The sequence below is a fragment of the Aquimarina sp. AU474 genome, from assembly GCF_900312815.1.
Lineage (GTDB): Bacteria > Bacteroidota > Bacteroidia > Flavobacteriales > Flavobacteriaceae > Aquimarina.
In genome coordinates this window covers 818,773-843,484 of sequence record NZ_OMPE01000008.1, presented here as the reverse complement: position 1 = coordinate 843,484, position 24,712 = coordinate 818,773, and the positions used below count along the sequence as shown (strand labels likewise).

27 protein-coding genes and 1 other RNA gene are annotated in these 24,712 nt (G+C 32.9%); 14 read left to right on the top strand and 14 right to left on the bottom strand.

Going from position 1 to position 24,712, the window contains the following annotated elements:
* Positions 1 to 34 precede the first annotated feature (34 nt).
* The gene (locus tag DK508_RS13630) at positions 35 to 3,307 is read left to right on the top strand and encodes a glycosyl hydrolase (protein ID WP_109301302.1); all 3,273 of its coding nucleotides are present in this window, start codon (positions 35 to 37) and stop codon (positions 3,305 to 3,307) included.
* A gap of 64 nt (positions 3,308 to 3,371) precedes the next feature.
* Positions 3,372 to 4,229 (top strand): dienelactone hydrolase family protein, encoded by an 858-nt coding sequence (locus tag DK508_RS13625; protein WP_109301350.1) that lies wholly within the window; start codon positions 3,372 to 3,374, stop codon positions 4,227 to 4,229.
* Positions 4,230 to 4,273: 44 nt separating this feature from the next.
* Here the strand turns inward: DK508_RS13625 and DK508_RS13620 are convergent, their stop codons facing one another.
* Genes DK508_RS13620 through rlmD form a run of 3 tightly spaced genes read right to left on the bottom strand, consistent with a single transcriptional unit; the run spans position 4,274 to position 6,887 of the window.
* On the bottom strand, positions 4,274 to 4,993 hold the full coding sequence (locus DK508_RS13620) for a DUF6048 family protein (protein ID WP_109301301.1): 720 nt from the start codon (positions 4,991 to 4,993) through the stop codon (positions 4,274 to 4,276).
* Entirely contained in the window at positions 4,959 to 5,474 is a 516-nt protein-coding gene (locus tag DK508_RS13615) for a DUF6452 family protein (protein ID WP_109301300.1), read from the bottom strand. Before DK508_RS13615 ends, DK508_RS13620 begins: the two co-directional genes overlap by 35 nt.
* A gap of 3 nt (positions 5,475 to 5,477) precedes the next feature.
* A complete protein-coding gene (gene rlmD, locus DK508_RS13610; protein ID WP_109301299.1) occupies positions 5,478 to 6,887 on the bottom strand; it encodes a 23S rRNA (uracil(1939)-C(5))-methyltransferase RlmD in 1,410 nt (469 codons plus the stop codon).
* Positions 6,888 to 6,996: 109 nt separating this feature from the next.
* Between rlmD and DK508_RS13605 the strand changes: the two genes are divergently transcribed.
* From DK508_RS13605 to rocD, 3 genes are all read left to right on the top strand, one after another.
* Positions 6,997 to 7,563 (top strand): RNA polymerase sigma factor, encoded by a 567-nt coding sequence (locus DK508_RS13605; RefSeq protein ID WP_109301298.1) that lies wholly within the window; start codon positions 6,997 to 6,999, stop codon positions 7,561 to 7,563.
* A complete protein-coding gene (locus DK508_RS13600; protein ID WP_109301297.1) occupies positions 7,553 to 7,936 on the top strand; it encodes a DUF6768 family protein in 384 nt (127 codons plus the stop codon). Before DK508_RS13605 ends, DK508_RS13600 begins: the two co-directional genes overlap by 11 nt.
* A 212-nt stretch (positions 7,937 to 8,148) precedes the next feature.
* Positions 8,149 to 9,390 (top strand): ornithine--oxo-acid transaminase, encoded by a 1,242-nt coding sequence (gene rocD, locus DK508_RS13595; protein WP_109301296.1) that lies wholly within the window; start codon positions 8,149 to 8,151, stop codon positions 9,388 to 9,390.
* A gap of 70 nt (positions 9,391 to 9,460) precedes the next feature.
* On the opposite strand, the gene DK508_RS13590 is transcribed toward rocD, so the two are convergent.
* The 4 genes from DK508_RS13590 to DK508_RS13575 form a co-directional block, all read right to left on the bottom strand.
* On the bottom strand, positions 9,461 to 9,769 hold the full coding sequence (locus DK508_RS13590; protein ID WP_109301295.1) for a CCC motif membrane protein: 309 nt from the start codon (positions 9,767 to 9,769) through the stop codon (positions 9,461 to 9,463).
* A 10-nt stretch (positions 9,770 to 9,779) separates the two neighbouring features.
* Positions 9,780 to 10,070, bottom strand: a complete 291-nt coding sequence (locus DK508_RS13585) for a DUF2752 domain-containing protein (protein ID WP_160114713.1) — start codon at positions 10,068 to 10,070, stop codon at positions 9,780 to 9,782.
* 73 nt (positions 10,071 to 10,143) lie between these two features.
* Positions 10,144 to 10,467, bottom strand: a complete 324-nt coding sequence (locus tag DK508_RS13580; protein ID WP_109301293.1) for a CCC motif membrane protein — start codon at positions 10,465 to 10,467, stop codon at positions 10,144 to 10,146.
* A 16-nt stretch (positions 10,468 to 10,483) separates the two neighbouring features.
* Positions 10,484 to 10,699: a DUF2752 domain-containing protein gene (locus DK508_RS13575; RefSeq protein WP_370443848.1), complete on the bottom strand. Its 216-nt coding sequence runs from the start codon at positions 10,697 to 10,699 to the stop codon at positions 10,484 to 10,486.
* 161 nt (positions 10,700 to 10,860) lie between these two features.
* On the opposite strand from DK508_RS13575, the gene DK508_RS13570 reads away from it, so the two are divergent.
* Positions 10,861 to 11,073: a hypothetical protein gene (locus tag DK508_RS13570; protein ID WP_109301291.1), complete on the top strand. Its 213-nt coding sequence runs from the start codon at positions 10,861 to 10,863 to the stop codon at positions 11,071 to 11,073.
* Positions 11,070 to 11,618 carry a Smr/MutS family protein gene (locus tag DK508_RS13565; protein ID WP_109301290.1) on the top strand — a complete coding sequence of 183 codons (549 nt, stop codon included), beginning with the start codon at positions 11,070 to 11,072 and terminating at the stop codon, positions 11,616 to 11,618. The genes DK508_RS13570 and DK508_RS13565 overlap by 4 nt, the downstream gene beginning before the upstream one ends.
* A gap of 4 nt (positions 11,619 to 11,622) precedes the next feature.
* Here DK508_RS13565 and DK508_RS13560 read toward each other — a convergent pair whose 3' ends face one another.
* Together DK508_RS13560 and DK508_RS13555 are read right to left on the bottom strand one after the other, a co-directional pair.
* Positions 11,623 to 12,147: a hypothetical protein gene (locus DK508_RS13560; RefSeq protein WP_160114712.1), complete on the bottom strand. Its 525-nt coding sequence runs from the start codon at positions 12,145 to 12,147 to the stop codon at positions 11,623 to 11,625.
* 8 nt (positions 12,148 to 12,155) lie between these two features.
* Positions 12,156 to 13,055 carry a hypothetical protein gene (locus tag DK508_RS13555; RefSeq protein WP_160114711.1) on the bottom strand — a complete coding sequence of 300 codons (900 nt, stop codon included), beginning with the start codon at positions 13,053 to 13,055 and terminating at the stop codon, positions 12,156 to 12,158.
* 264 nt (positions 13,056 to 13,319) lie between these two features.
* On the opposite strand from DK508_RS13555, the gene DK508_RS13550 reads away from it, so the two are divergent.
* Entirely contained in the window at positions 13,320 to 14,468 is a 1,149-nt protein-coding gene (locus DK508_RS13550) for a cysteine desulfurase family protein (protein ID WP_109301287.1), read from the top strand.
* Positions 14,469 to 14,579: 111 nt separating this feature from the next.
* Complete coding sequence (locus DK508_RS21185; protein ID WP_160114710.1) at positions 14,580 to 14,729, top strand: hypothetical protein; 150 nt, start codon at positions 14,580 to 14,582, stop codon at positions 14,727 to 14,729.
* Between the two features lie 14 nt (positions 14,730 to 14,743).
* Here the strand turns inward: DK508_RS21185 and DK508_RS13545 are convergent, their stop codons facing one another.
* The 3 genes from DK508_RS13545 to DK508_RS13535 are packed head-to-tail and all read right to left on the bottom strand — an operon-like array spanning position 14,744 to position 20,019.
* A complete protein-coding gene (locus tag DK508_RS13545; RefSeq protein WP_109301286.1) occupies positions 14,744 to 17,215 on the bottom strand; it encodes a TonB-dependent siderophore receptor in 2,472 nt (823 codons plus the stop codon).
* 14 nt (positions 17,216 to 17,229) lie between these two features.
* On the bottom strand, positions 17,230 to 18,918 hold the full coding sequence (locus DK508_RS13540) for a M23 family metallopeptidase (protein ID WP_109301285.1): 1,689 nt from the start codon (positions 18,916 to 18,918) through the stop codon (positions 17,230 to 17,232).
* Positions 18,919 to 18,972: 54 nt separating this feature from the next.
* Positions 18,973 to 20,019 (bottom strand): beta-1,6-galactofuranosyltransferase, encoded by a 1,047-nt coding sequence (locus tag DK508_RS13535; RefSeq protein ID WP_109301284.1) that lies wholly within the window; start codon positions 20,017 to 20,019, stop codon positions 18,973 to 18,975.
* 181 nt (positions 20,020 to 20,200) lie between these two features.
* Between DK508_RS13535 and glf the strand changes: the two genes are divergently transcribed.
* The 5 genes from glf to rny all read left to right on the top strand — a co-directional run bounded on the left by glf (position 20,201) and on the right by rny (position 23,781).
* Positions 20,201 to 21,313: a UDP-galactopyranose mutase gene (gene glf, locus DK508_RS13530; protein ID WP_255411326.1), complete on the top strand. Its 1,113-nt coding sequence runs from the start codon at positions 20,201 to 20,203 to the stop codon at positions 21,311 to 21,313.
* Between the two features lie 98 nt (positions 21,314 to 21,411).
* Positions 21,412 to 21,702, top strand: coding sequence for a hypothetical protein (locus DK508_RS13525; RefSeq protein WP_109301282.1), 291 nt, complete (start codon positions 21,412 to 21,414; stop codon positions 21,700 to 21,702).
* Between the two features lie 7 nt (positions 21,703 to 21,709).
* Positions 21,710 to 22,000 (top strand): cell division protein ZapA, encoded by a 291-nt coding sequence (locus DK508_RS13520; protein ID WP_109301281.1) that lies wholly within the window; start codon positions 21,710 to 21,712, stop codon positions 21,998 to 22,000.
* A 52-nt stretch (positions 22,001 to 22,052) separates the two neighbouring features.
* A non-coding RNA gene (ssrS, locus tag DK508_RS13515) (6S RNA) lies at positions 22,053 to 22,160 on the top strand.
* Positions 22,161 to 22,215: 55 nt separating this feature from the next.
* On the top strand, positions 22,216 to 23,781 hold the full coding sequence (gene rny / locus DK508_RS13510; RefSeq protein WP_109301280.1) for a ribonuclease Y: 1,566 nt from the start codon (positions 22,216 to 22,218) through the stop codon (positions 23,779 to 23,781).
* Positions 23,782 to 23,824: 43 nt separating this feature from the next.
* On the opposite strand, the gene DK508_RS13505 is transcribed toward rny, so the two are convergent.
* Positions 23,825 to 24,214, bottom strand: a complete 390-nt coding sequence (locus DK508_RS13505; RefSeq protein WP_109301279.1) for a hypothetical protein — start codon at positions 24,212 to 24,214, stop codon at positions 23,825 to 23,827.
* Between the two features lie 107 nt (positions 24,215 to 24,321).
* A complete protein-coding gene (locus tag DK508_RS13500) occupies positions 24,322 to 24,696 on the bottom strand; it encodes a hypothetical protein (RefSeq protein WP_109301278.1) in 375 nt (124 codons plus the stop codon).
* Between the last annotated feature and the right edge of the window lie 16 nt (positions 24,697 to 24,712).

The following is a 24,712-nucleotide window of genomic DNA, read 5'->3' as shown; positions in this document are numbered from 1 at the left end:
ATATTAAACTATTCACTAATCATCCTGATTTGATATGCACACAAAACTCACACAAGCTTTTTTAGTATCTTTTTTATTGATAATTTCTTGTCAAATTTTCGGACAAAGATCCAATCAAAAAACCACTACACCTTCAGTTTTTACCGACTCTGTTTTTTCAGGTCTTAAAATGCGTAATATAGGCCCTGCCTTTATGTCGGGACGTATTGCTGATATTGCAATACACCCCAAAAATGAAAACATTTGGTATGTTGCGGTAGGTTCTGGCGGAGTATGGAAAACAGTTAATTCTGGTACTACATGGAATCCAATTTTTGATGACCAAACATCTTATTCTATAGGGTGCGTAACAATAGATCCTAATAATAATAATACTATTTGGATAGGAACAGGCGAAAATGTAGGAGGCCGCCATGTAGGATACGGAGATGGAATTTATCGAAGTGATGATGGAGGAGCATCTTGGAAAAATATGGGATTGCAAAAATCCGAGCATATCTCTAAAATAATAGTACATCCGGATAATGCTAATGTTATATGGGCAGCGGTTCAAGGGCCTTTATGGAAAAAAGGAGGAGATCGAGGATTGTATAAATCAATTGATGGCGGTAAAACTTGGAAAAAAACACTAGGAGATGATGAATGGGTTGGTGTAACAGATGTATTGGTAGATCCAAGAGATCCAAATGTAATGTATGCCGCTACGTGGCAGAGACATCGAACTGTAGCTGCTTATATGGGGGGAGGACCCGGTTCTGGAATTCATCGTAGCGTAGATGGTGGAGAAACCTGGAAAAAACTGAACAATGGATTACCAAAATCATGGATGGGTAAAATAGGATTGGCTATTTCACCACAAAAACCAGATATTTTATATGCCGCAATAGAATTGGATCGGCGAACTGGAGCGGTGTATCGCTCGGCAGATAGAGGAACTACTTGGGAGAAAAGATCAGATGCCGTATCTGGTGCCACAGGACCACATTATTATCAAGAACTATATGCTTCTCCACATCATTTTGAGCGTTTGTATTTGGTTGACGTACGAATGCAAATATCAGAAGATGGAGGAAAAACGTTTAATAGAATGAAAGAAGAATATAAACATTCAGACAATCATGCTATTGCATTTAAAAAGAATGATCCTGATTACCTTTTGGTGGGGACAGATGGTGGTTTGTACGAAACATTTGATCTTACTCAAAATTGGAGGTTTATAGATAATTTACCCGTTACCCAATACTATAAAATGGCAGTGGATGATGCCGAACCTTTCTATAATATTTATGGAGGTACTCAAGATAATAGTACACAAGGAGGACCGTCAAGAACAGATAATGTACACGGAATTCAAAATTCTGATTGGAAAATAGTGCTCAATTGGGATGGACATCAACCCGCTACAGAACCGGGAAATCCTAATATTATGTACGCCGAACGGCAAGAAGGAAACTTATCTCGTGTAGATTTAAGTACGGGAGAAGTAATTGATATCCAACCGCAACCAGGAGCAAATGAAAATTTTGAACGTTTTAACTGGGATGCTCCTATTTTGGTAAGTGCCCATAATCCATCTAGGATTTATTTTGCTTCTCAACGATTATGGAGATCAGATAATAGAGGAGATCAATGGACAGCTATTTCTGGAGATTTAACTAAAAACCAGGAACGAATAACTTTACCAATTATGGGCAAAAAACAATCTTGGGATGCTCCTTGGGATTTTTTGGCAATGTCTAATTATAATACAATTACCTCGATCGCAGAATCACCTAAGGCAGAAGATATTTTGTATGTTGGAACTGATGATGGAAGTATCCAGGTTACAGAAGATGGTGGGAGTAATTGGCGTAAAGTAAATGTAGGTAGTATTTCGGGTGTTCCAGCTACAGCATTTGTAAACGATATTAAAGCAGATCTTTTTGAAGTGAATACGGTATATGCAGCTCTAGACAATCATAAGTATGGGGATTTTAAGCCTTATTTGATAAAAAGTATTGATAACGGTAGAAGCTGGAGATCTATTTCGGGAAACCTTCCTAAAAGGACAATCGTATGGAGACTGGTGCAAGATCATGTAAATCCTAATTTATTATTTGCAGCAACAGAGTTTGGAATATATTTTACTGTAAATGGAGGAACAAAATGGGTGAAATTAGTAGGGGATATGCCAACAATTTCTTTTAGAGATATAGCGATTCAACGAAAAGAGAATGATCTTATTGGAGCTTCTTTTGGAAGAGGTTTTTTTATACTTGATGATTATACTTCATTAAGAAATGTTACTGAAGCAAAATTAAAAGAAGAAGGTGTATTGTTTCCTGTTAGAGATGCATGGTGGTATATACCAAGACCAAACCTTAGTTTTGATGATAAAAAAGGAAGTCAAGGGGCATCACATTATGTTGCTCCCAATCCTGATTTTGGAGCGGTATTTACATATTATCTTAAGGATGGTTTAAAAACAAATAAAGAGAAACGACAAGAAACCGAAAAGAAAAATAAAGGAAAAGATATTGTATTTCCAGGATGGGATGCTATAGAAGCAGAACGAATAACGTCTACACCAAAGGTTGTTATTAGTATAGCCGATAGTAATAATAATGTTGTAAGAAGAATAACTGGACCTGTGACATCAGGATTTCATCGAGTTGCATGGGACTTAAAATACCCAGCTCCCGATGCAATCTCAATATATAAACAAGAAAACCCTTTTAATACTCCTCAGGGGTTTATGGTTCCTCCTGGAAGATATACGGCAACGATGTCTAAAGTGGTTAATGGGGAGGTAACATTATTATCTGAGCCAGTTTCTTTTGAGGTAAAGCAACTTCGTAAAGGAACCTTACAAGGAGCAACTCCCGAAAAAGTATCAGAATTTTGGAGAACTTATGAAAATACAATTAAAAAGGTATCTGCTTTAGAATTAAAATTGGATAAAACCGATAAAAAAATAAAGGCAATGAGTAAGGCTCTAGATAGAGTAAATACTGCACCAGGTAGTTTGGATTCTCGTCTTGTAGGATTAACCAAGCGATTTGCAGAAATACAGAAAGCATTTGCAGGTAACCAATCTAAGCAACAAGTAGGTGAAAAAAATAAACCTACTATAGGTTCTCGAATGTTTGCTATTTATAGAGGTGTAGAACGTTCTACTTATGGACCAACAGATACACATCTTAAGACTATGCAAATTATTACTACACAAATGGAATTCATCTCTTCCAAATTTGAAGCTTTGCAAAATGAAATAAATGTGTTTTCAAAAGCACTACAAGATGCTGGAGCTCCTTTTGTTGAAGACTAATTTGAAATTGATTAAAAAGTTTAATGAAATTACTATATACACTAACCTTAAACTAAGTTTTTTTATGAAATCTATTATCAACTATATTACGGTATTATTTTCTTTTTTGTGTATAATCAGTTGTAAAGAAAATAAGTCAACAACTCAAGAAAAACCTGATAATCCGGAAGAATTAACAATAGCAGAGGAATCTTCTGTTACGATTAAAAGAGAAGAAATCACATATAACACTGATTCATTATCTATGAAAGGTTATGTGTCTTTTGATGAAAATATAACTGAAAAACGCCCAGGAGTTATTGTTGTACATGAATGGTGGGGACATAATGATTATGTACGTGAAAGAGCTGATATGTTGGCAGAGTTGGGATATGTGGCATTGGCAGTTGATATGTATGGAGATGGTAAACAGGCTAGTCATCCAGATGATGCAGGTAAATTTGCAATGAGTGTAATGGGTAATATTGACTCGGCGACTGCTCGTTTTAATGCTGCTTTAGAAATGTTAAAATCACATCCATCTGTAGATGCCGATAAAATAGCAGCAATAGGATACTGTTTTGGAGGTAGTGTGGCATTAACTATGGCTAATGCCGGTATAGATTTAGATGCAGTGGCGGCCTTTCATAGTGGAGTGCAGTTGCCTATTATGCCAAATGAAAAGCTAAAAGCCAAAGTATTGGTTTGTAATGGCGCAGATGATCCTTTCGTTTCTAAAGAATCTGTTGTAGCCTATAAAAGTGCTATGGATAGTATAAATGCAAGTTATAAGTATATTGCTTATGAAAATACTACGCACTCGTTTACGAGTAAAGCTGCTGACTCGTTAGGAAAAAAATTTAATTTACCATTAGCGTATCAAAAGGAGGCAGATGAAAAATCATGGAAAGAACTTCAAGAGCTTTTAAAAGAAGCATTTTGATACATAAACAAAGTCTCATATCTATTTAAATATGAGACTTTGTTTTATCTTTTCTTTTTGAAAAATGGTATCAGGTAACTTATAGAATAATTATAGCCTACACCGATACTACTAAAATCATTTGTTCTTCCAAATCCAGGAATATAAAGATTATCAAATCTATCAGGTGTTTTTTCACTTACCAAACTTCTTAAAGAAACACTCGCACCTAAATAGACGTTGTTAAAAAGTTCGGTCTCTATACCTAATACTAATTCTATCCAGCTTGCATTCAAACCATTTTCCTCAATGCTTTCGGTAATACGATTTACCCCAAAGTAATTAGTACCTGTAAATATGGCGTATTCATTTAGAGTTTGATCAAAAGTAGAAAAGCCATATCGCACACCAGCATAGATACTATTTTGCATCCCATACCAATTATCATAAACATTAAAATCTATTCCCGCTCGAATATAGCTTCCTGATCCTTCTACATTTACATTTTCTTCGTCTCGAATAAGAGATTCATTACCAATTTCTCCGGCAATATAAAATTTCTTATATATCCTATAATCACCTACAATTTCAAAACCAGAGTATTTACTATCAACTCCAGAACGAATAAGCTTACTAATATCAATACCAGCTCTAAGCCCATACTTTTCTGCAGGGGGTAATGTATCTCTTGCAGATATTTTCTTTTGTTCTTCTTCTTGCCCCGTTATATGACCAGAGATCAATATTATACTAATGAAAAATAAATACGTGCGCAGTTGCTTCATCGGTTACGTCTTCTCTTTGTACAGTTATATTTTGAATCCAACTACCATCATCTCCTGCTACAGGAGGCGAAATAGTGAGACCTTCATAATTTATTTTAAATCCACAAGCACTACTTACATATTCTTCTACTGCTGTATATTGAAAACTAACAGTATCAGTATTTGATGGAGTTTCATCATTGGTGGTATTAGAATCTATTGTAAACTCATATTCGGTTATAGGTTCATTTGTTCGAAGTGGAATCATAATAGAATCTGTAACAGATGTCAAAGTAAAAGGAGCTTCTACTCCAACTGCTTTTACCTGAAGTTCTGAAGGTGTTTTTACCTCTGTTGCATTATCAAAGTTGATAAACTTTATAATAAGTAGAGGAGTAGTGGGAGTACCTTCTGCACAGATATCATCTCTTTCACAACCAACATTTAGAAATAATAAAAATACAGATGCTATAATTGGTATTATATATTTGTACGATCTCATGTGCTATCTTTTTTCTAATAAAACCACATTTTCTACATGGTATGTTTGAGGGAACATATCTACGGGTTGTACTTTACTAACTTTATATGCTCTATCTAATAACGCAAGATCCCTAGCCTGTGTTGCACTATTGCAACTAACATACACTATTTTTTCTGGAGAGATGTTCAATAATTGCTCAACTACATCCTTATGCATCCCATCTCTAGGAGGATCGGTAATAACAACTTCTGGTTGACCATGCTTAGATATAAAATCTTTGGTAAACACCTTTTTCATATCTCCCGCATAAAATTCGACATTATCAATGTTATTATTACGCGCATTTTCTTTGGCATCTTCAATAGCTTCAGGAACAGCTTCAACACCGATCACTTTCTTAGCGTTTTTGGCAACGAATTGAGCAATAGTTCCTGTTCCTGTATATAAATCATATACTAATTCATTACCAGTAAGGCCAGCAAAATCTCGAGTTACCTTGTACAATTGATACGCTTGTTTAGAATTGGTTTGATAGAATGATTTGGCATTAATTTTAAATCGTAGCCCTTCCATTTCTTCCTCTATAAAATCTTTTCCTGTATGGCAAATCACTTCTTGATCATATATAGTGTCATTTCCTTTAGAGTTTACTACATATTGCAGTGATGTAATTTCTGGAAACTCAGAAGCTATGTAATCTAGTAATAAATTCCTTTTTTCAAGATTTTCTTTAAAAAACTGAACCAAAACCATAATTTCTCCAGTCGAGGCAATGCGAATCATTAAGGTTCTTAGAAAGCCTTCCTGACTTCTTGGATTATAGAACTCAAGATTATTTTGAGTGGCAAATTCATTTACTTTATTTCTAATAGCATTACTTGGGTCTTCTTGAAGATAACATTTTTTTATATTCAATATTTTATCCCACATGCCCGGCATATGAAACCCTAATGCATTTCTATTTTGAATTTCAGTTTTACTTTGGATTTCTTCAAGTGTAAGCCATCTACTGGCACTAAAAGAAAACTCCATTTTGTTTCTATAAAAATACTGATCTTCAGATCCTATTATGGGGTCAACTTCAGGTAATTCTATTTTACCTAATCTAGTAAGGTTGTTTACTACCTCTTTTTCTTTATAGGCGAGTTGATGTTCATACCCCATAAATTGCCATTTACAACCACCACATGTCCCAAAATGATCACACTTAGGATCAACTCTCTTGTCCGACTGTTTGTGAAAAGTTGTGGCAGACCCTTCATAATATGCTTTGCGTTTTTTTGTGGTTTGAATATCTACTACATCACCCGGAACAGCATTGTTTATGAATATAACTTTTCCGTCAGGAGCTTTGGCAACACTTTTTCCCTTAGCACCTGCATCAATTACCTCAATATTTTCAAAGACTTGTCTTCTGTTTTTTCTTGCCATAGCGCAAAAATAAGAATAGAATGCATATACTTAATGATTATTCAAAATATCTTATAAAAAGAAACAAAAAAATGAACCTATTTCGAATTTCTGCGTCAATAGAATAGAAATGAATAAGAAAACAGCTCATAAAGTATTTGATTCTTTGCTGGTATTGCAATGCCAATCAGGAAATAAAAAGGCAATGGCACTTTTGGTTAAGAGGTGGCATGCTAGATTATGTAAACATGCGTATTGGTATACCTATGACATTGAGATTTCTAAAGATATTGTTCAGGATAGTTGGAGTAAAATTCTTTTAAAAATTAGTACCCTTAAGGATCCCAATAGTTTTGGGAGTTGGGCATTGACTATAGTTACTCGAAACGCGATTAATTGGTTACGGAAGCACAAAAAAGAATTAACCCAACTTAAAGAGTATCGAGATCAACATGATATAGATCAAAGAGAACACTATACTAGTAATTCTGAAAATGTATTAGTGCAGTTAAAAAAAGAAATCAAAAAATTACCTAATGAGCAACAAATAGTTCTTAATCTTTTTTATCTCGAAGAGTATAGCGTAAAACAAATAAGTGACATAGTACATGTATCGACAGGAACCGTTAAATCACGTTTGTTTACAGCTAGAGAAAAATTGAAATTAATTCTTAAAAATAAATATGATGAAAAATAAAATGACAGAAATTGATGAATTGATTAAAGAAACTTTAACTCAGGAAGAAGCAAAATTTTATGATGAGTTAGATGAGCAAAACCTTTTTGAAATGATTGGGGGTATTTTTAATACCAAACACCGATGGATTATAATCTTAATGAATATTGTAATGCTAATAGCATTTGTGTTTTTGGTGTATAGTGTGGTACAGTTTTTTAATGCCGAAACTACAAATGAGCTTATAAAATGGTCGACTGCTGGTTTTGTTTGTATGATGTTTGTATCTATGATAAAGATTTTTTCCTGGATGCAGATGGATAAAAATGCTCTGCTAAGAGAAATTAAAAGATTAGAACTACAAGTTTCTTCTCTTGCAGGGAAAGTATCCTAACAGTATTGTTTTATGAAGGGTACGACTGATGTTTTATCAAAAACAAAAAAAATAAGGTATTAACGAGTCTAAAATAAAAAATTCGGTAAAGTTTTATTAATTTTGCAATTCTCTTAGGGATGATTTCTCTCCCACGCTGAATTTTCGAATCTTGTCGAAAGGATAAAGGTAGAGAAGGAATAGTTATTTTATCAATTTAAATTATTAAAAAAATGGCTGTTTTAGAAAAAAAATCGTCACAACATTCAATTGAGTTAGAAGATAAGTACGGAGCTCATAATTATCATCCTTTACCTGTGGTTTTAAGCAAAGGAGAAGGTGTATATGTTTGGGATGTTGAAGGAAAGAAATATTACGATTTCTTAAGTGCATACTCTGCAGTAAATCAAGGGCATTGTCATCCTAAGATTGTTGGAGCAATGGTAAATCAAGCACAGACATTAACATTAACTTCTAGAGCATTTTATAATGACAAATTAGGAGAGTATGAAAAGTTTGCTACTGAATTTTTTGGTTTCGATAAATTGCTACCTATGAATACTGGTGCTGAAGCAGTAGAGACAGCGCTAAAAATTTGTAGAAAATGGGCATATGAGAAAAAAGGTATATCAGAAAATGAAGCTCAAATTATTGTTTGTGAAAATAACTTTCATGGTAGAACAACTACGATAATTTCATTTTCTAATGATCCTGTTGCTCGAAAGAATTTTGGGCCATATACTGAAGGGTTTATTAAAATCGAATACGATAACCTTTCTGCTTTAGAATCAGCATTAGAAAATAATAAAAATGTTGCAGGATTTTTGGTAGAACCTATACAGGGTGAAGCAGGTGTTTATGTACCTTCTGAGGATTATTTGGCAAAAGCAAAAGCACTTTGTGAGAAATACAATGTGTTGTTTATGGCCGATGAAGTACAAACGGGTATTGCTAGAACCGGTCAATTATTGGCTGTAGACTATGGAAATGTAAAACCAGATGTTTTGGTATTAGGAAAAGCATTGAGTGGAGGAGCATATCCTGTTTCTGCAGTTCTTGCAAACGATCATATCATGAATGTTATTAAACCAGGTAATCATGGTAGTACTTTTGGAGGTAATCCTATTGCTGCTGCGGTTGCTGTGGCTGCTCTTGAAGTGGTTAGAGATGAAAAACTGGCGGATAATGCTTTCAAGATGGGAGAATTGTTTAGATCAGAGTTAAATAAGTATATAGAAAACTCGAAGATTGTAAACTTGGTAAGAGGGAAAGGATTGTTAAATGCAATTGTTATTAATGACGATGAAGAAAGCGAAACTGCATGGAACATATGTGTTGCGTTAAAAGAAAATGGTCTTTTAGCCAAACCAACTCATGGTAACATTATTCGTTTTGCACCGCCTTTAGTAATGAATAAGGAACAACTTTTGGAGTGTGTTGATATTATTACCAAAACGCTAAAGGAGTTTGAATAAATACAGATTGAAATTATAGATAAAAAGAAGGGAGATAATAGTATCTCCCTTTTTTATACTTGTATGTATACTATTGATTTAATATTTCTGACCAAGGCATCATAGCCCCGATAAAGATAAAATACCCAAGAATTATTAAAAAGTATATTGAGCTTAGTATAACACCAACTAAAGCACATATTTTACCCGCTTTTAAGTTCTCATATCCCGAATACAAATCTGGATTAGCCAAATACAGCTCTTTTGATTTTTTAGCTAATACTAATGCTATAATACCGAAAATTAATCCAAAAATTCCGTAGCAAAAACAAGTTACAATTGAAACAATACCAAATATTAAGACCAATGTGGCATTTGGTAGTTGTTGTTTAGTTTCCATAGAGGTTTGATTAAAGTTTAAAAATAAAATTGATAATAATAAGAAGACTATTTGAAATATAAAAATATTGTAATACTCGAGCACCATTTTTTAATTTAAACAGCACATGAGCGATTAAATATCCTATCATTAACAACATTGGGATAAGTGCAGGGTACATATAAAAAGAGGCTATTACATCTCCTTTAAGAAGTAAAATAAAACTTCGTTGAAGTCCACATCCTAAACAGTTAATGTGTATTAACTGTTTTGTTGGGCAAGACAACATGTACGATTCTATAAAATGAATAAACTCTTTCAACTTATCCTTGTGTAAATAAAAACTGCCTAGATTTTACATCCAGACAGTTTTGCAAATTATATAAAGTATACGGTTATCCTCCGTATTGTCTCATTAATTCTTGTTGCATTTCCATAATACCGTCGTATCCAACAGTTGCAAATATGAAAATAACATATATTAAATAGATAACACTTAATATCAACCCTATTATAGCTAGGATTTTTCCAGTTTTTACATTTTGATATCCTGAATATAACTCAGGATTTTCGTTATATACAGCAGTAGCTTTTTTTGCCATTATTATAGCAACGATAGCAAAAATAAGTCCTAAGACACCGTAACAACAGCATCCTAATATTGATAGAATACCAAAAACTAAAATAAGGGTGGAATTGGGTAACGTCTGTTTTTCCATAATTTAATGTGATTAGTTAAAAAATAATTTTCATTTTAATTACATAGCTTATTACCATAGTAACAATCGAAGTAATCATTAGTGTAGCTTTAATAAAGCTGTCATATTTAAATTTAACGAAAAGGTTAAATCCTAAAAAAGTTAATAACAATAATAAAGGGTAAATAGCTGGATACATATGAAATGCTCCAGCAAATTCACCTTTTAATAAAAGTGCAATTGACCTTTGCATACCACAACCTAAACAATCAACGCCAAAAAGCTTTTTGTTTAGACACGGGAGCATGTATTTTTCCAAAAGCGAAAAGTTTAATTATTTATTGCAATATACATAATTAAGTTATTTATCGTATTCATGCTTACAAAAATCTAAGAATTGATATTTTTGCATCTATGAATTATAATAAAACAAAGAAAATAGCTAGTATACTTTTGATTATGACTGGTGCCATAGCTTTAATTAGTGAAATAGGTGCTGATATAAAAAATTATTATGTTCAGAGTATAGGTGTGGTAGTATTAATGTTGGGTTTGTTTCTTATTAATTCTGGATTATCATCCAAAACAACATTAGATTCTAAAGAATATTTTGAAGAAGAAGAATGATTAAAAAAGGAGATATTGTATCTGTATTAGATGAGCCTATTTCGGGTAAGGTAATTTCGGTTACTTCTGAAGAAGTTGTTATTGATACTGAAGATGGTTTCGAAATGACATTTTTTATTCGAGAAGTGGTTAAAATCGAATCTGGAGAAATGGTTATCCCTTCTTATGAAGAGGTGAATAAAAACCTCCAGGAAAAAGAAGTTTTTAAGAAAAAACCAAAGAGGCCAATAGCAAAACCAAAAGAACGATATGTACCCGTTATGGAAGTGGATTTACATATTCATAAGCTAGTAAAATCCAGCAAAGGGATGACCAATCATGATATGGTTATTTTACAATTGGATACCGCAAAGAGACAGCTTGATTTTGCTATTCATAAAAGAATACCTAAAATTGTTTTTATACACGGAGTAGGGCAAGGGGTCCTTAAAGAGGAATTAAAATATCTTTTTGGACGTTATGATAATGTGAGAGTATCTGATGCTGACTATAAAAAGTATGGTCTAGGTGCTATGGAAATTTACATTGTTCAAAACCCTAAATAATTCACTATTTAGCAATTGTGATTTCATCTGCGCCAAATTCGATTACTTCTTGCCTTACCTCAATATCTTCACCTAGTAAAGTAACGTTTGTTATAGTAATACTTCTAGTATACGTTATTTCGGTTGCAGTTTGACTTATTTCTACATAGTTAATTGTAACTGTACCATTAGAAGCTGTTAGTTCTCGTGTTACAAGAATATTTCCTGGAGGAACACTTGTGCAAAAATAAGCTTGACCATCGATAGTGGTATCAAATTTTCTATACACTAATACACTTGTGGTGCCATTTAGTGCAAAAGTAGATGTAAGTGTTTCAGGAACTGTGTTAAGCTCAAAAGTCGTACTGGTAAAACCTAGAGAAAATGCTTGATCAATAGTAGAATCTATCTTAAAAAAGACAAAATCATCTCCATTAGAACAATTCTCTAAAGTAGCTGTAAAACTGAAATCATCATTGATAATATCGCCTTCGCTGCATCCTATCAATAACAAACTAAAAATGCAAATTAAAAATACTCTATTCATCATAATATCATCTATAAAGTAGTGGTTCTAGCAACAGTAGTTTCTTTAAAACCAAAAGAGAAATTATCATCTTGAAAATCACCATTATTATCTATAAACTCTATTTGATTGATAATTATGGTTGTCCTATACGTGGTTTGAATTGTATTGTCAAGAGCTGGTGCTACCATAACAGCAGTATTGGTTGATTGTGCATCCAAATAAAACAATGCTCCTGTGTTTGGATCTCTATCATCTCTAGGGTTTCCATTTTCATTAGCATCTTCATTTCTAGTCAAAATACCATCGTTGTCGTCGTCTTCTTCTAGGTAATCAGGAATTCCATCCCCATCGGTATCTCTAGGGTTATCATTATCAGGAATATCATTTGGTATTTCTACACTAGTTAAGATATTATCATTATCATCATCCTGATCTTTATAATTGGGGATCATATCCCCGTCTGTATCATCATCATCTAGGTTTCCATTTCCATTTATATCCTCATCCGCAGCATCAATACCATCATTATCATCTTCTAGAGCAATAATAGTTTCAATTTCTGCCATACCAGAAGAACTAATCAATTCTTCTGTAATGATAATATCGCTAGAAGGAATGATAGAACAATAATAATCAGAAGTAATAGCACTATTAAATTGTCTGTAGATTAAAGTATTTGTTCCATCACTTAAATCAAGTGTTATAGGAGCAGTGGTTACTTCAGTTTCAGAAAAAAGATCACTAACGAAATTATAAGATATTGCTTCGTTTACACTTTGATTAATTTTGAAAAACACAAATTCATTTTCTCCTGCGCCATTACACAATTGAAGATCAACATCATCAAACTCAAAACTGGTTACAATAATATCACCGTCATCACAGGATAAGAAAGCGATGGATAAAAATAAATATAAAAGCTTTTTCACAGACATATATTTTTGGCTACTTATTTTAGATTATCTAATTTCTAACTTAAAGACGAAAGAAAATAGTAATTGTTTTCGTAAACCAAATATTTAACAAATTCAGACAAAAATAAAGTAATTGAAAGATTATAACGAGTCTTGTGAAAAATAATTTTATTTAAACTAGTTTTGCAATTGTAAAAATTACGGATACCATAAAAAATGGAGTGAGTTTTTACAGAATTGATTTATTTTCTTGTATAAATTATAAATTATTTGATTTTCATGCAAAAGGTTTATTTTGATAGTGCAGCAACAACAAAGGTAAGACCAGAGGTTATCAAAAAAATGATTTCTGTTCTTGAAGAAGATTATGGTAATCCCTCTTCTAGTCATGGGTTTGGACGTTCTGCTAAGAACCATATAGAACAAGCTCGTAAAAATATAGCTGGTTATTTAGGAGTGAAGGCTTCAGAGATCATATTTACATCTGGAGGTACCGAAGCAGATAACTTGGCTATTCATAGTGCGGTTAGGGATTTGAAAGTAAAACATATTATTACATCCAAAATAGAACACCACGCTGTATTGCATACGGTACAAGAAATAGAAGTATATAATGAAGATGTTCGTGTAAGTTACGTTGATATACAAAATGATGGAAGTATTGATTATGCTCATTTAGAATCATTATTAAACTCTTTTGATGGGCAAACTTTAGTTAGCCTAATGCACGTAAATAATGAGGTAGGGACTATTCTAGATATAAAACGAGTAGGTGATTTATGTAAAGAACATCAAGCTTTGTTTCATAGTGATATGGTGCAATCTGTTGGGCACTTAGAAGTAAATTTGAAGGAATTAAATGTCGATTTTACCGCAATTAGTGCTCATAAATTTCATGGACCTAAGGGTGTAGGGTTTGCTTATATTAGGAAAAACTCTGGATTAAGACCTTTGATTTTTGGAGGAGAGCAGGAGCGAGGTTATCGAGCAGGTACAGAAAGTGTACATAATATAGCAGGGATGGATGAGGCTTTAAAACTGGCATATGAAAATTTAGAAGAGGAACAAGCTTATGTTGTAGATTTAAAACAGTATTTTGTAGATACTTTAAAAGCTAATATTGAAGGAGTTAAGTTTAATGCCAATTGTTGTGATGCTGGTCATAGTACGTATACATTGATCAATGCTTGTCTTCCGATTTCAGATGAAAAAGCCGGAATTTTATTATTTCATTTAGATATTAATGGTATTGCCTGTTCTAAAGGTAGTGCGTGTCAAAGTGGAAGCAGCAAGGGGTCTCATGTACTTACAGAGATTTTGTCTGAAGAAGATTTGCAAAAACCTTCTGTACGTTTTTCTTTTTCAAAATATAATACCAAGAAAGAGGTAGACTACGTTGTGCAGGTGATAAAGGATTTTATGGCGTAAAGCATCTTTTTTTTGTGATTACAAATTAAGGTTATCAAGACATGAATTGTATTCATGTTTTAGATATTTAATTTAGTATCTTTCTATTTCATAATTTAAAATGATAGAATCATGAAAAAAAAGTTGGCAAAAACAGAAATTTCTCTACAGGATATCTTGGTTGTTAAAAGAATGACGATTTTAGAAAAATCAGCTCAACAAATGATATATGGAAAAGAAGGGTGCGGTGGTACTTTTGCCAAAAACCCTTGCTTTGATTAATAAAAATTGAAGTTTTAAAACTTTATGCCAAGTCTTACATTAAAAACTCTAGGAGTCAAAACATTAGGGATGGCAAATTGTCTTCTACTGGCAGCATCTCTTACAAAAGTATTGGTTATAGAATTTTGGTTGTCGAAAAGATTGTAAATCTCGAAACCTAGATTAAATTCTTTAAAATTATTGAAAAAATTACCCTGCTTTAATCTTTTATTCGCGTCAACGACGACATAAGATACACCAAGATCTGCTCTTCTATAATCAGGTAATCTCGATTGAAATTCGTAAGGGTCTGCATAACTTGGTGATCCACCAGGAACTCCTGTTTGATACACTATATTTAGATACCCCTTTAAACTTGGGATTGAAGGAATATAATCTTGTAAAAGCACACCTATTTTGAGACGTTGATCTGTTGGTCTTGAAATATACCCTCTATCATCAATATTCTCTTCGGTTTTTAGATATCCTAGGCTAACCCAGCTTTCTGTTCCTGGAACGAATTCTCCATTAAGTCTAAGGTCAATACCTTGAGCAAAAGCTTCGGCATTATTCCTTGCTCTATATCTAATGCGAACATTTTCAATAGTATAAGGGTTAACGTCAGTTAGTTTTTTGTAATAAATTTCGGAGGTTAGAATAAAAGGTCTATCCCACATTTTGAAACTGTAATCATTGCCTAAGACAATATGTATTGATTGTTGTGCTTTGACTTCTGGTCGCACCACTCCTAGAGAATCTCTTAACTCTCTATAAAATGGTGGTTGATGGTATAGCCCTCCTGATGCTCTAAAAATCATGTCAATATCCCAGTCGGGTTTGATAGCAATTTGAGCTCTAGGACTAAATACTATTTGTGAATCTGAACCAGCTACAGTATTTCCCGAAATATTCCAGTTGTGTGCTCGTATACCGATATTTGCCCATACCTCATTTTCTTTAATATTAGATCGAATACTATATTGAGCATATCCCGAAATACGATCAATTTGCGCATCGTTGGTAGCTCTTATGCTTACAAAAGGAACAATTGGGCTAGCGAATGGAGTATAGGGTTGGTCATTTACAATATCAATGATAGGAGGTCTTATCGAAAACCCAGCAGAATCTATAATTTCAAATTCTTGTAAACGGTCTCTAATGTCTTCATGGGTATATTTAACACCCCAATCAAATTGATGATTATCAGTAATATAAGTTCCTTTGTGTTCTAAATTAAATATTAAGGCATCAAGATCATTACGGGCATGAGTAAGTTGTGAACCTATACCTTCACTAAATTCTACCTCTCCAAGATCTTCACTTCCAATATCGGTATTAACGGTACCTAGTGCATAAGCTGCAAGAATATCATAGTGTTCCTGTTCTTGAGTTTGGTAAGCAGATCCTATAAGTTTAAGAGTTAAATTGTCATTAGGTTTATAGGTTCCTTTTAATGCGCCAAAATATGTGTCATAACGATCCTCTTCTTGCCCTTGGTAATTAACAACAAGTGCTTGCACGGTTTGTAGCGTACCAAAATTCACCTGTTCTCGTAGGGGTTGATAATCATATTTATTAATCGCGAGATTACCTAGGAAACCTAATTCAAATTTATCAGAAAAATTATAAGACAAATATGTTTGTACGTCAGCAAATAATGGTTGAAAATTAGTTTCAGTTGCTTTTGAATTTACCAATAGACTATTGTCTCTATACCGAAGGCCAATAATACCCGAAAGTTTTTTGTTTTTTGAAATTCCACCTACAGATGCACTACCACCTAGTAAACTTAAATCTATAGTAGCTCCTAATCTAGTCGGTCTTTTATAAGTAATATCTAATACCGAAGAAAGTTTATCGCCATATTTTGCTTGAAACCCTCCTGCAGAGAAATCTACACTGCGCACTAAATCGGTATTCACAAAACTTAATCCTTCTTGTTGTCCTGATCGAATTAAAAAAGGACGATAGACTTCAATTTCATTTACATAAACCAGATTTTCGTCAAAGTTTCCACCCCGAACAGAGTATTGTGTACTCAGTTCATTGTTAGAGCTTACTCCAGGTAAACTCTTAAGAAGTCCTTCAACACCCGCATTGGCAGATGGAGTGGTTCTAATAGTTTCTGGATCTAATGTGATGATTCCTTCAACTGTTTTTCGTTCGCGACCAGAAATTATGACTGTACTTATTTGCTCTACATTAGTGTTAAGCACAGGGTTGAGTTCATATTCTTGATTTTCTTCAAGATTAATAGTAAACTGTAAACTCTTTAAAGCGATATGTGTGATACTTATTTGTACCTCTTGATTTGCTGGGATACTTAACGCATACACACCATTTTGATCTGATTGTGCTCCAGATTTATTGTATGTTACATTTGCTCCTTGTACAGGAACTTTGTTTTCGTCTAGAATGACTCCTTTTAATACTGCCGTTTGAGCAAAAGCATTAAAGCTATTGACGACTAAGAATATTAATAAGAGAAACGGAAAGGGATTTTTCAAAAAATAAGAAGGTTTTAAGGTTTTCTAAAGAATGTTGTTTCAAATGTTGCTCTATTTCCTACATTATCTAACACCACAAGTTTAAAATTATTTTCTGAATCGATAATAATTTTATCATTAAAATCATAAACTAGCATACCGGTTTTGTAATCGTATTCCATTAAAATAAAATCACCGTTGATAGTACCTCGATAGCTTTTTATACCAGATTCTGAGTCGTTAATTTTTATTTTTAAATGTGTAGCACTAGAAATCCATTTTTTATCAGAGACATTTATGGGTACAATAGTTGGTTTTTGAGTATCCGAAAAAAGAGAATATTTACCAAATGTTCTAGTTCTTGTCGAGAAACGATTTCCTTTTTTCGACGTTCTAGAATAAGAAGGTTTATTTTTACCATTTACTCTACCTATATAAAGTTTTTTCTTGTCTTCTTCTTTATAGCGAGAAACATCAAAAACCATGGTCATATTCTTGTGTAGTGGCGTTTCGTTATTATGGATTGAAGCAGTTTCTCCATTCACTGATAAATCAAGATAGGTATCTTCATACACACTTCCTTTTGGAATTAGCAAATCAAAAACACCTGAGTTGTAGGTGAAGTTTTTATTAACTTCTACCAAATCTGGTGTAACTGGTTTGTCTGGAGCAGTAACTATTTTAGTTTGTTTTCCCTCAATAGGTATATCAATGACAGTTGTATTGTTTTTAAAATCTTTTACAAATATTTTGTAGCTATAAGAAAGACTATCTTTAATGTTTACAAAACCATTGTTTTCTTTAATTTTAAAAACGGTTAAGGGGTTATTAGGTTCTATAAATAGTTTGCTAATTCTACTACGGTTTCTCTTGTAATAGCCATAATCAATTAACCTGTTCACATATCGTGTTTCGGAAAAAGAAAAACGATTCATTTCAAATTTTAAGTTTTCTTTTCCATTAATCTGAGTTAGGATTTGATAAATGCCATTTTTATTGGCGGCCATATCTTGTTTGTCTATAGTAGAAATACCAAAACCAATATTACCCAAGGCATTAATACTTTCTGCTTTAAAATTACCATCTTTTTGAGGAGTAAGCTTAAGTCTATAAGGCTCTTGCTTTCCATTTACATGAGCATTTTTGTCTTTACTATATGCCCATAAACTATTTACAATTGGTTTTTGAGTATCCTTAACATCCATTCCAAAACTCATTGGATTCATAGGCCTAGATCTAGAATCTCTGATTTCAAAATGAAGGTGAGGGCCAGAGCTTCCTCCAGTATTTCCGCTAAGTGCAATGGTATCTCCTTGTTTTACTTGTAAAGCATCTGATTTTGGAAAAAGTTCTATTTCATAAGATTCTTTTGCATACTGTCGTTCTTTTACAAAGGCTTCAATTTTTGGAGAAAACCTTTTTAAATGTGCATATACAGAAGTATATCCATTTGGATGTATAATATATAAAGCTTTTCCATATCCTCCATGAGAAACTTTTATGCGACTCACTCTACCTTTTGCAGTTGCATATACATTAAGCCCTTCTTCACCATTGGTTTTCATGTCTAGTCCAGAATGAAAATGGTTTGATCTTAGCTCTCCAAATGTTCCTGATACTACAATTGGGATATCAAGTGGCTGAATAAAGTAACCTTTTGCAATGTCTTTTTGGCCATAACAGACAGAAATCCCAAAAATGATATACCATATGTATTTATACATAAACGATTGTAAAATATGTGTTAATTAACTATAAAACTACTTATTTTTTTGGAGTTAAATACTTTGTAATGCTTTATTAACAGCATCATTTAAATAGCCCCCAGAAATTATTTTTGTTCGTGCCTTATCAACGTTGTTTTTCATGTTTTGGTAATCTTCTAAAGATAAATTTTTTAAAACATCACTTAAATCTTTTAAATTGGATATCGCAATACCTAAATTATTCTCTAAAATAAAAGTACTAATCGCTGCCTTGTCCCAAACAATTACGGGCAGGCCACATAGGATATATAAAGATGTTTTATGCGGGTTGTTAAATTTTAAATACTCTCCATATTGACCACTACATTCTTGAGTAGAAATACCATCCCAGACTAAACCAAAAGACCCCTCAATACGATAAGCTACCACATCTGAAGGAAACGCACCTTGATATGATAGAATTGATTCTTCTTTGGGTACTTTTAGTTTTTGATAATCAAAACCAATGCCATAAAGTTTCATTTTATACTCCTGCTGATGTAGTGTATCCAAGTCGAAAATGTAAGAATTTTTACCTTCACCAAAGCCTCCTGCATAAACAATTTCATATGGTTTCTCACCTTTGTTAGTGTCATTCTGTCTTGGTAGGCCATCATTTAAGATATAGTCAAATATTCCTAAGACAATGATTGGAATATCTACTGCTTGTTCCAAAAACCAATTTTTCATTGCATTATTATGTACTATAATAGCATCAGACCCAACAATTTTTTTCAATTCTTTTGAGGCGTCGCCTGTACGTCCTTTTAGAAACCTAACATCATGCACTATAGTTATTACTCGACATCTTTTTATACGAGCCATAAACATAACATAACCTCTAAATTTATTCAAAGGATATTGGGTGCAAAGAGTACTCTTATAAGGTAATCTTAGTAAAGCGAGACTTATTCCAAAAAAGTTTTTGATGGTTCCTATTGCAGAGTTCGGAATCGAAGATTGTTTAAAACCAAGGTTTTTAAACCCCATTTCTTTTAAAATAGCTTCACAATCAGTTTTAGCTTTTCCAGCAGCATTAAATAAAGATTTATAATTTCTGGAAATGAAATAACCTATCATATTTTAATTTAGTTTCTGGAAGGAAAGATACATACATTTTATTTTTTTATACTATATATTATTAAGATAATTGCCGTGATTATTAATTGATGAATAATGCTAAAGGTTGATTGACCATAAAACCTTAGATTTGACCATTGGTAAATGATTAGACAGCGAGAAAATTATAAAAATGTTGGAAGTGAACGAGAAAAAATATGATTATTTAATAGTAGGAGCGGGCTTATTTGGAAGTGTTTTTGCTCACGAAATGACTAAGAGAAATAAGAAATGTCTGGTTATTGATAAACGAGATCACCTTGGAGGTAACGTCTATTGCGAAAAAAAGGAAGGGATTAATGTACACAAATACGGAGCACATATATTTCATACTAATGATAAGAAAATATGGGATTATGTAAATCAATTTGCAACATTTAATAATTATATTAATTCTCCGCTCTCATTATCTAAAGGTAAATTGTACAATTTGCCTTTTAATATGAATACGTTTTATCAATTATGGGGTACCAAAACTCCAGAAGAGGCAAAAGCGGTAATTAATGAACAAATTGCAAAATATGGTACTAAGTCTCCCAAAAACTTAGAAGAACAAGCTTTATCGTTGGCCGGTAAAGATATTTATGAAACTTTTATCAAAGAATATACAGAGAAGCAATGGGGTAAAAAAGCTACAGAGCTTCCTGCGTTTATAATTAAACGGCTACCAGTAAGGTATACATATGATAACAACTATTTTAATGATATCTATCAGGGTATTCCTATAGGAGGATACAATACAATTATTGAAGGATTGCTATCAGGAATAGAAACAAAAACTAATATTGATTTTTTTGAAGATAGGGTTCAATTAGAATCTTTGGCTGATAAAGTGGTATATACAGGAAAAATAGATGAATTTTTTGACTATAAATACGGCCAGTTAGAATATAGATCATTACGTTTTGAACATGAATTAAAGGAGATAGATAATTATCAAGGAAATGCAGTAGTGAATTATAATGATAGTGAATATGCATTTACAAGAATAATTGAACATAAACATTTCGAGTTTGGAAAACAGCCCAAAACAATTATTACCCGAGAGTACCCCGAAAATTGGGACAGAACCAAAGAAGCATACTATCCAATAAATAATGATGACAATCAAAGGATTTATAAAAAATACAAAGAAGAGGCAAAAGGGATGCAAAATATCATCTTTGGTGGTAGGTTAGCAGAATATCGTTATTACGACATGCATCAAATAATTGCTTCTGCACTTACCAAAGTGACTGAAATTTCGGAGTTATAGATTAATAAACATTGGCTTTAAAATTAGTTTAAAAACTATTGGGTTTTTTCAATTGGTATGTTAACTTTGTGTAACGAAGTATTGTGTAAAATTTATTAATGAGTGATTTGATTGAAATTGTTGATTCTCTTGAGAATAGGATAAGCAAGCTGCTGCATAAGTATGAATTAATGAAGCAGCAAACGGCTAGTCTTAAAGATAAAATACAAGAGTTAGAGGCAAAATCTAAACTTCAGGATAATCAATTAAAGCATTGGGAGGAGAAATTTAGTGCACTCAAAAATGCTAATGCAATACTAGGCAGTGATGAATATAAAAGGGAGACCAAACTCAAAATAAACGCTTTAATAAGAGAGATAGATATGTGTATAGCGCAACTCTCTGAATAAGTTATATATGGCAGAAAAGCTTAAAATCAAATTATCAATAGCAGATCGTGTATATCCGTTAACCATAAACCCTGATCAGGAAGAAGGTTTGCGAAAAGCAGCGAAAAAGATAGATGCTATGATAAAACAATTTGAGCAAAGTTATGCCGTTAGAGATAAGCAGGATGTATTAGCTATGTGTGCGTTACAATTTGCTGCTCAGGTCGAACAAAAAGTAATAGATAAAGATGATGATATGGATACCGTTGCAAATAGACTAAGTGCGCTTAGCGATTTGTTACAGGACCATATGTCATAACGTTCATTAAAATAAATAAGGTTACTGCCTGCACTAGTTGTAATTTTGATAAACTCAACAAGAATTAATTAAAAAGGGTGAGTTTAAGTTGTAAAAGCGCGCCGCCATTGAGCGGATTCTTGAGCAATTTGTTAGCCCTAAACCTGTTTTTACAGAGTTTATACAGAACCTTTACTAGTGCAGGCTTTTTTTATATATAAATACTAACATGGATTATGGATAACACTATATTTTTGATTATTGCTTCAGTTGTGGGGTTAGTAGTAGGTTTTATTATTGCTAAGGTGCTGGAGCGTAGTAAAGCGTCAGAAATTATTAAAAATGCAAAGAAGACATCATCGAGTATCATAAGAGAAGCAAAGAGCGAAGGTGAGTCGATGAAAAAGGATAAAATACTACAAGCAAAAGAAAAGTTTATTGAACTAAAATCTGAGCATGAAAAAGTAATATTATCCCGTGATAAAAAAATTGCTGAAGCTGAAAAAAGAACCAGAGATAAAGAATCTCAAGTCTCTAACGAATTATCAAAGAATAAAAAGCTAAATGTTGAGCTAGAGGAAAAAACTAAGAACTATCAACAGCGTAATGATTATTTAGAAAAGAAACAAGCTGAGTTAAAGAAGCTCCATAAAAGCCAAGTACAGCAATTAGAAGTTATTTCAGGTTTATCTGCTGAGGACGCTAAAGAACAATTAGTAGAATCTCTAAAAGGACAAGCTAAAACTGATTCTATGGCCCTTATTCAGGATACTATAGAAGAAGCTAAATTAACTGCACAGCAAGAAGCTAAGAAAATCATTATTAATACAATTCAAAGAATAGGAACAGAAGAAGCTATAGAGAATTGTGTATCGGTATTTAATATCGAGAGTGATGATGTAAAAGGAAGAATTATTGGTAGAGAGGGTAGAAATATTAGAGCTATAGAAGCTGCTACTGGTGTTGAAATCATAGTTGATGATACTCCAGAAGCAATAATTCTATCATGTTTTGATTCTGTACGACGTGAGGTTGCTCGCCTTTCTTTACATAAACTGGTTACCGATGGAAGAATTCATCCCGCCAGAATAGAAGAAATCGTTAAGAAAACGAGAAAGCAAATTGATGAAGAGATTATTGAAGTTGGTAAACGTACGGTAATAGATTTGGGAATTCATGGATTACACCCTGAGCTTATTAAGACTATCGGAAGGATGAAATATAGGTCATCTTACGGTCAAAATCTTTTACAACACTCTAGAGAGGTAGCTAAATTATGTGGTGTTATGGCAGCGGAGTTGGGTTTAAATCCTAAACTAGCCAAAAGAGCAGGTTTACTTCATGATATAGGTAAAGTACCAGATGCAGAGACAGAAGTACCACATGCGATTTTAGGTATGCAGTGGGCAGAGAAATATGGAGAGAAACCAGATGTATGTAATGCTATTGGGGCTCACCATGATGAAGTAGAAATGACAGCTTTGATATCGCCTATTGTGCAGGTTTGTGATGCTATTAGTGGGGCAAGACCAGGGGCGAGACGTCAGGTATTGGATTCGTACATACAGAGACTTAAGGATTTAGAAGAAATAGCTTTTGCTTTTGATGGTGTTAAAAAGGCTTACGCTATCCAAGCAGGTAGAGAGCTAAGGGTTATTGTAGAGAGCGAGAAAGTAAATGATGAAAGAGCATCAAGTCTTTCTTTTGAAATTTCTCAGAAAGTTCAAACCGATATGACATATCCCGGCCAAGTAAAAGTTACAGTTATTAGAGAAACGAGAGCGGTTAATATTGCTAAGTAATAAGTAATACCAGTTTTTGTTAGAAATAGAAAAAAGGAAAACATTATGATGTTTTCCTTTTTTCATGTTTAGTGAGCATTGCATCTTTCCATAGTAGCGCTTCGGGCATTGTTTTAAAACATTCCAGGTTATTTTTATAAAAGGATCCTTCCATTTCGCATAATAACTTTTGTCTAGGATTCTTAGAAACCACGGCAATACCAATAAGTTTTTGAATTTTTTTAGTCTCGTAATATACTGTAGGATTAACCGAATAAGAGTTAACTCTGTTAGAAATGTAAATAAAGTTTTTATTACTAAAATGTTCTTTTACAAAATCTAATAGTATGGCGTTATGTTTTGGCATAACTATAAAACCTTCAGAGATAGTGTTGATGAGATAGCTATTGTAAACTTCAACTTTTGTAAAGCTTAAATCGTAGTATTTAACCATATTCTTAAGTATAAGTAACTGGATTTAAGTATGGTTAATTTTACTTAAGGTACAATAAAACCTTCAATTTTTAAAATTAAAGATTCGTAATGATAGAAAAAAACGCGTCAATCTTTATACTTTTCAAGAATATCATCTTTCCATTTTAATGCCGCTTTTAAAGTGTCAAATTGCTTAAACTCTTTACTGAAAAATGTTTTTTCGTATTTGGCATGAGCTTTTTGAATAGGATCTTTAGAAACAATCGCAAACCCTTTTAGTGATTTTACTTTGGCTGTATTAATATATATGATAGGGTCTACAGAATAGGAATTTATACGATTAGTTATATAAACAAAAGGGGTATTTTGAAAATGCTTTTTGGCAATATCAACGAGAATAGCATTGTTTTCTTTATCAACAACAATACCTTCGTTCATGACAGCAACTGCATAATTATCATGCAGTTCTAATTGACAAAAGCTCAAATTATGTTTAATCATTATAATTAGTTGACTT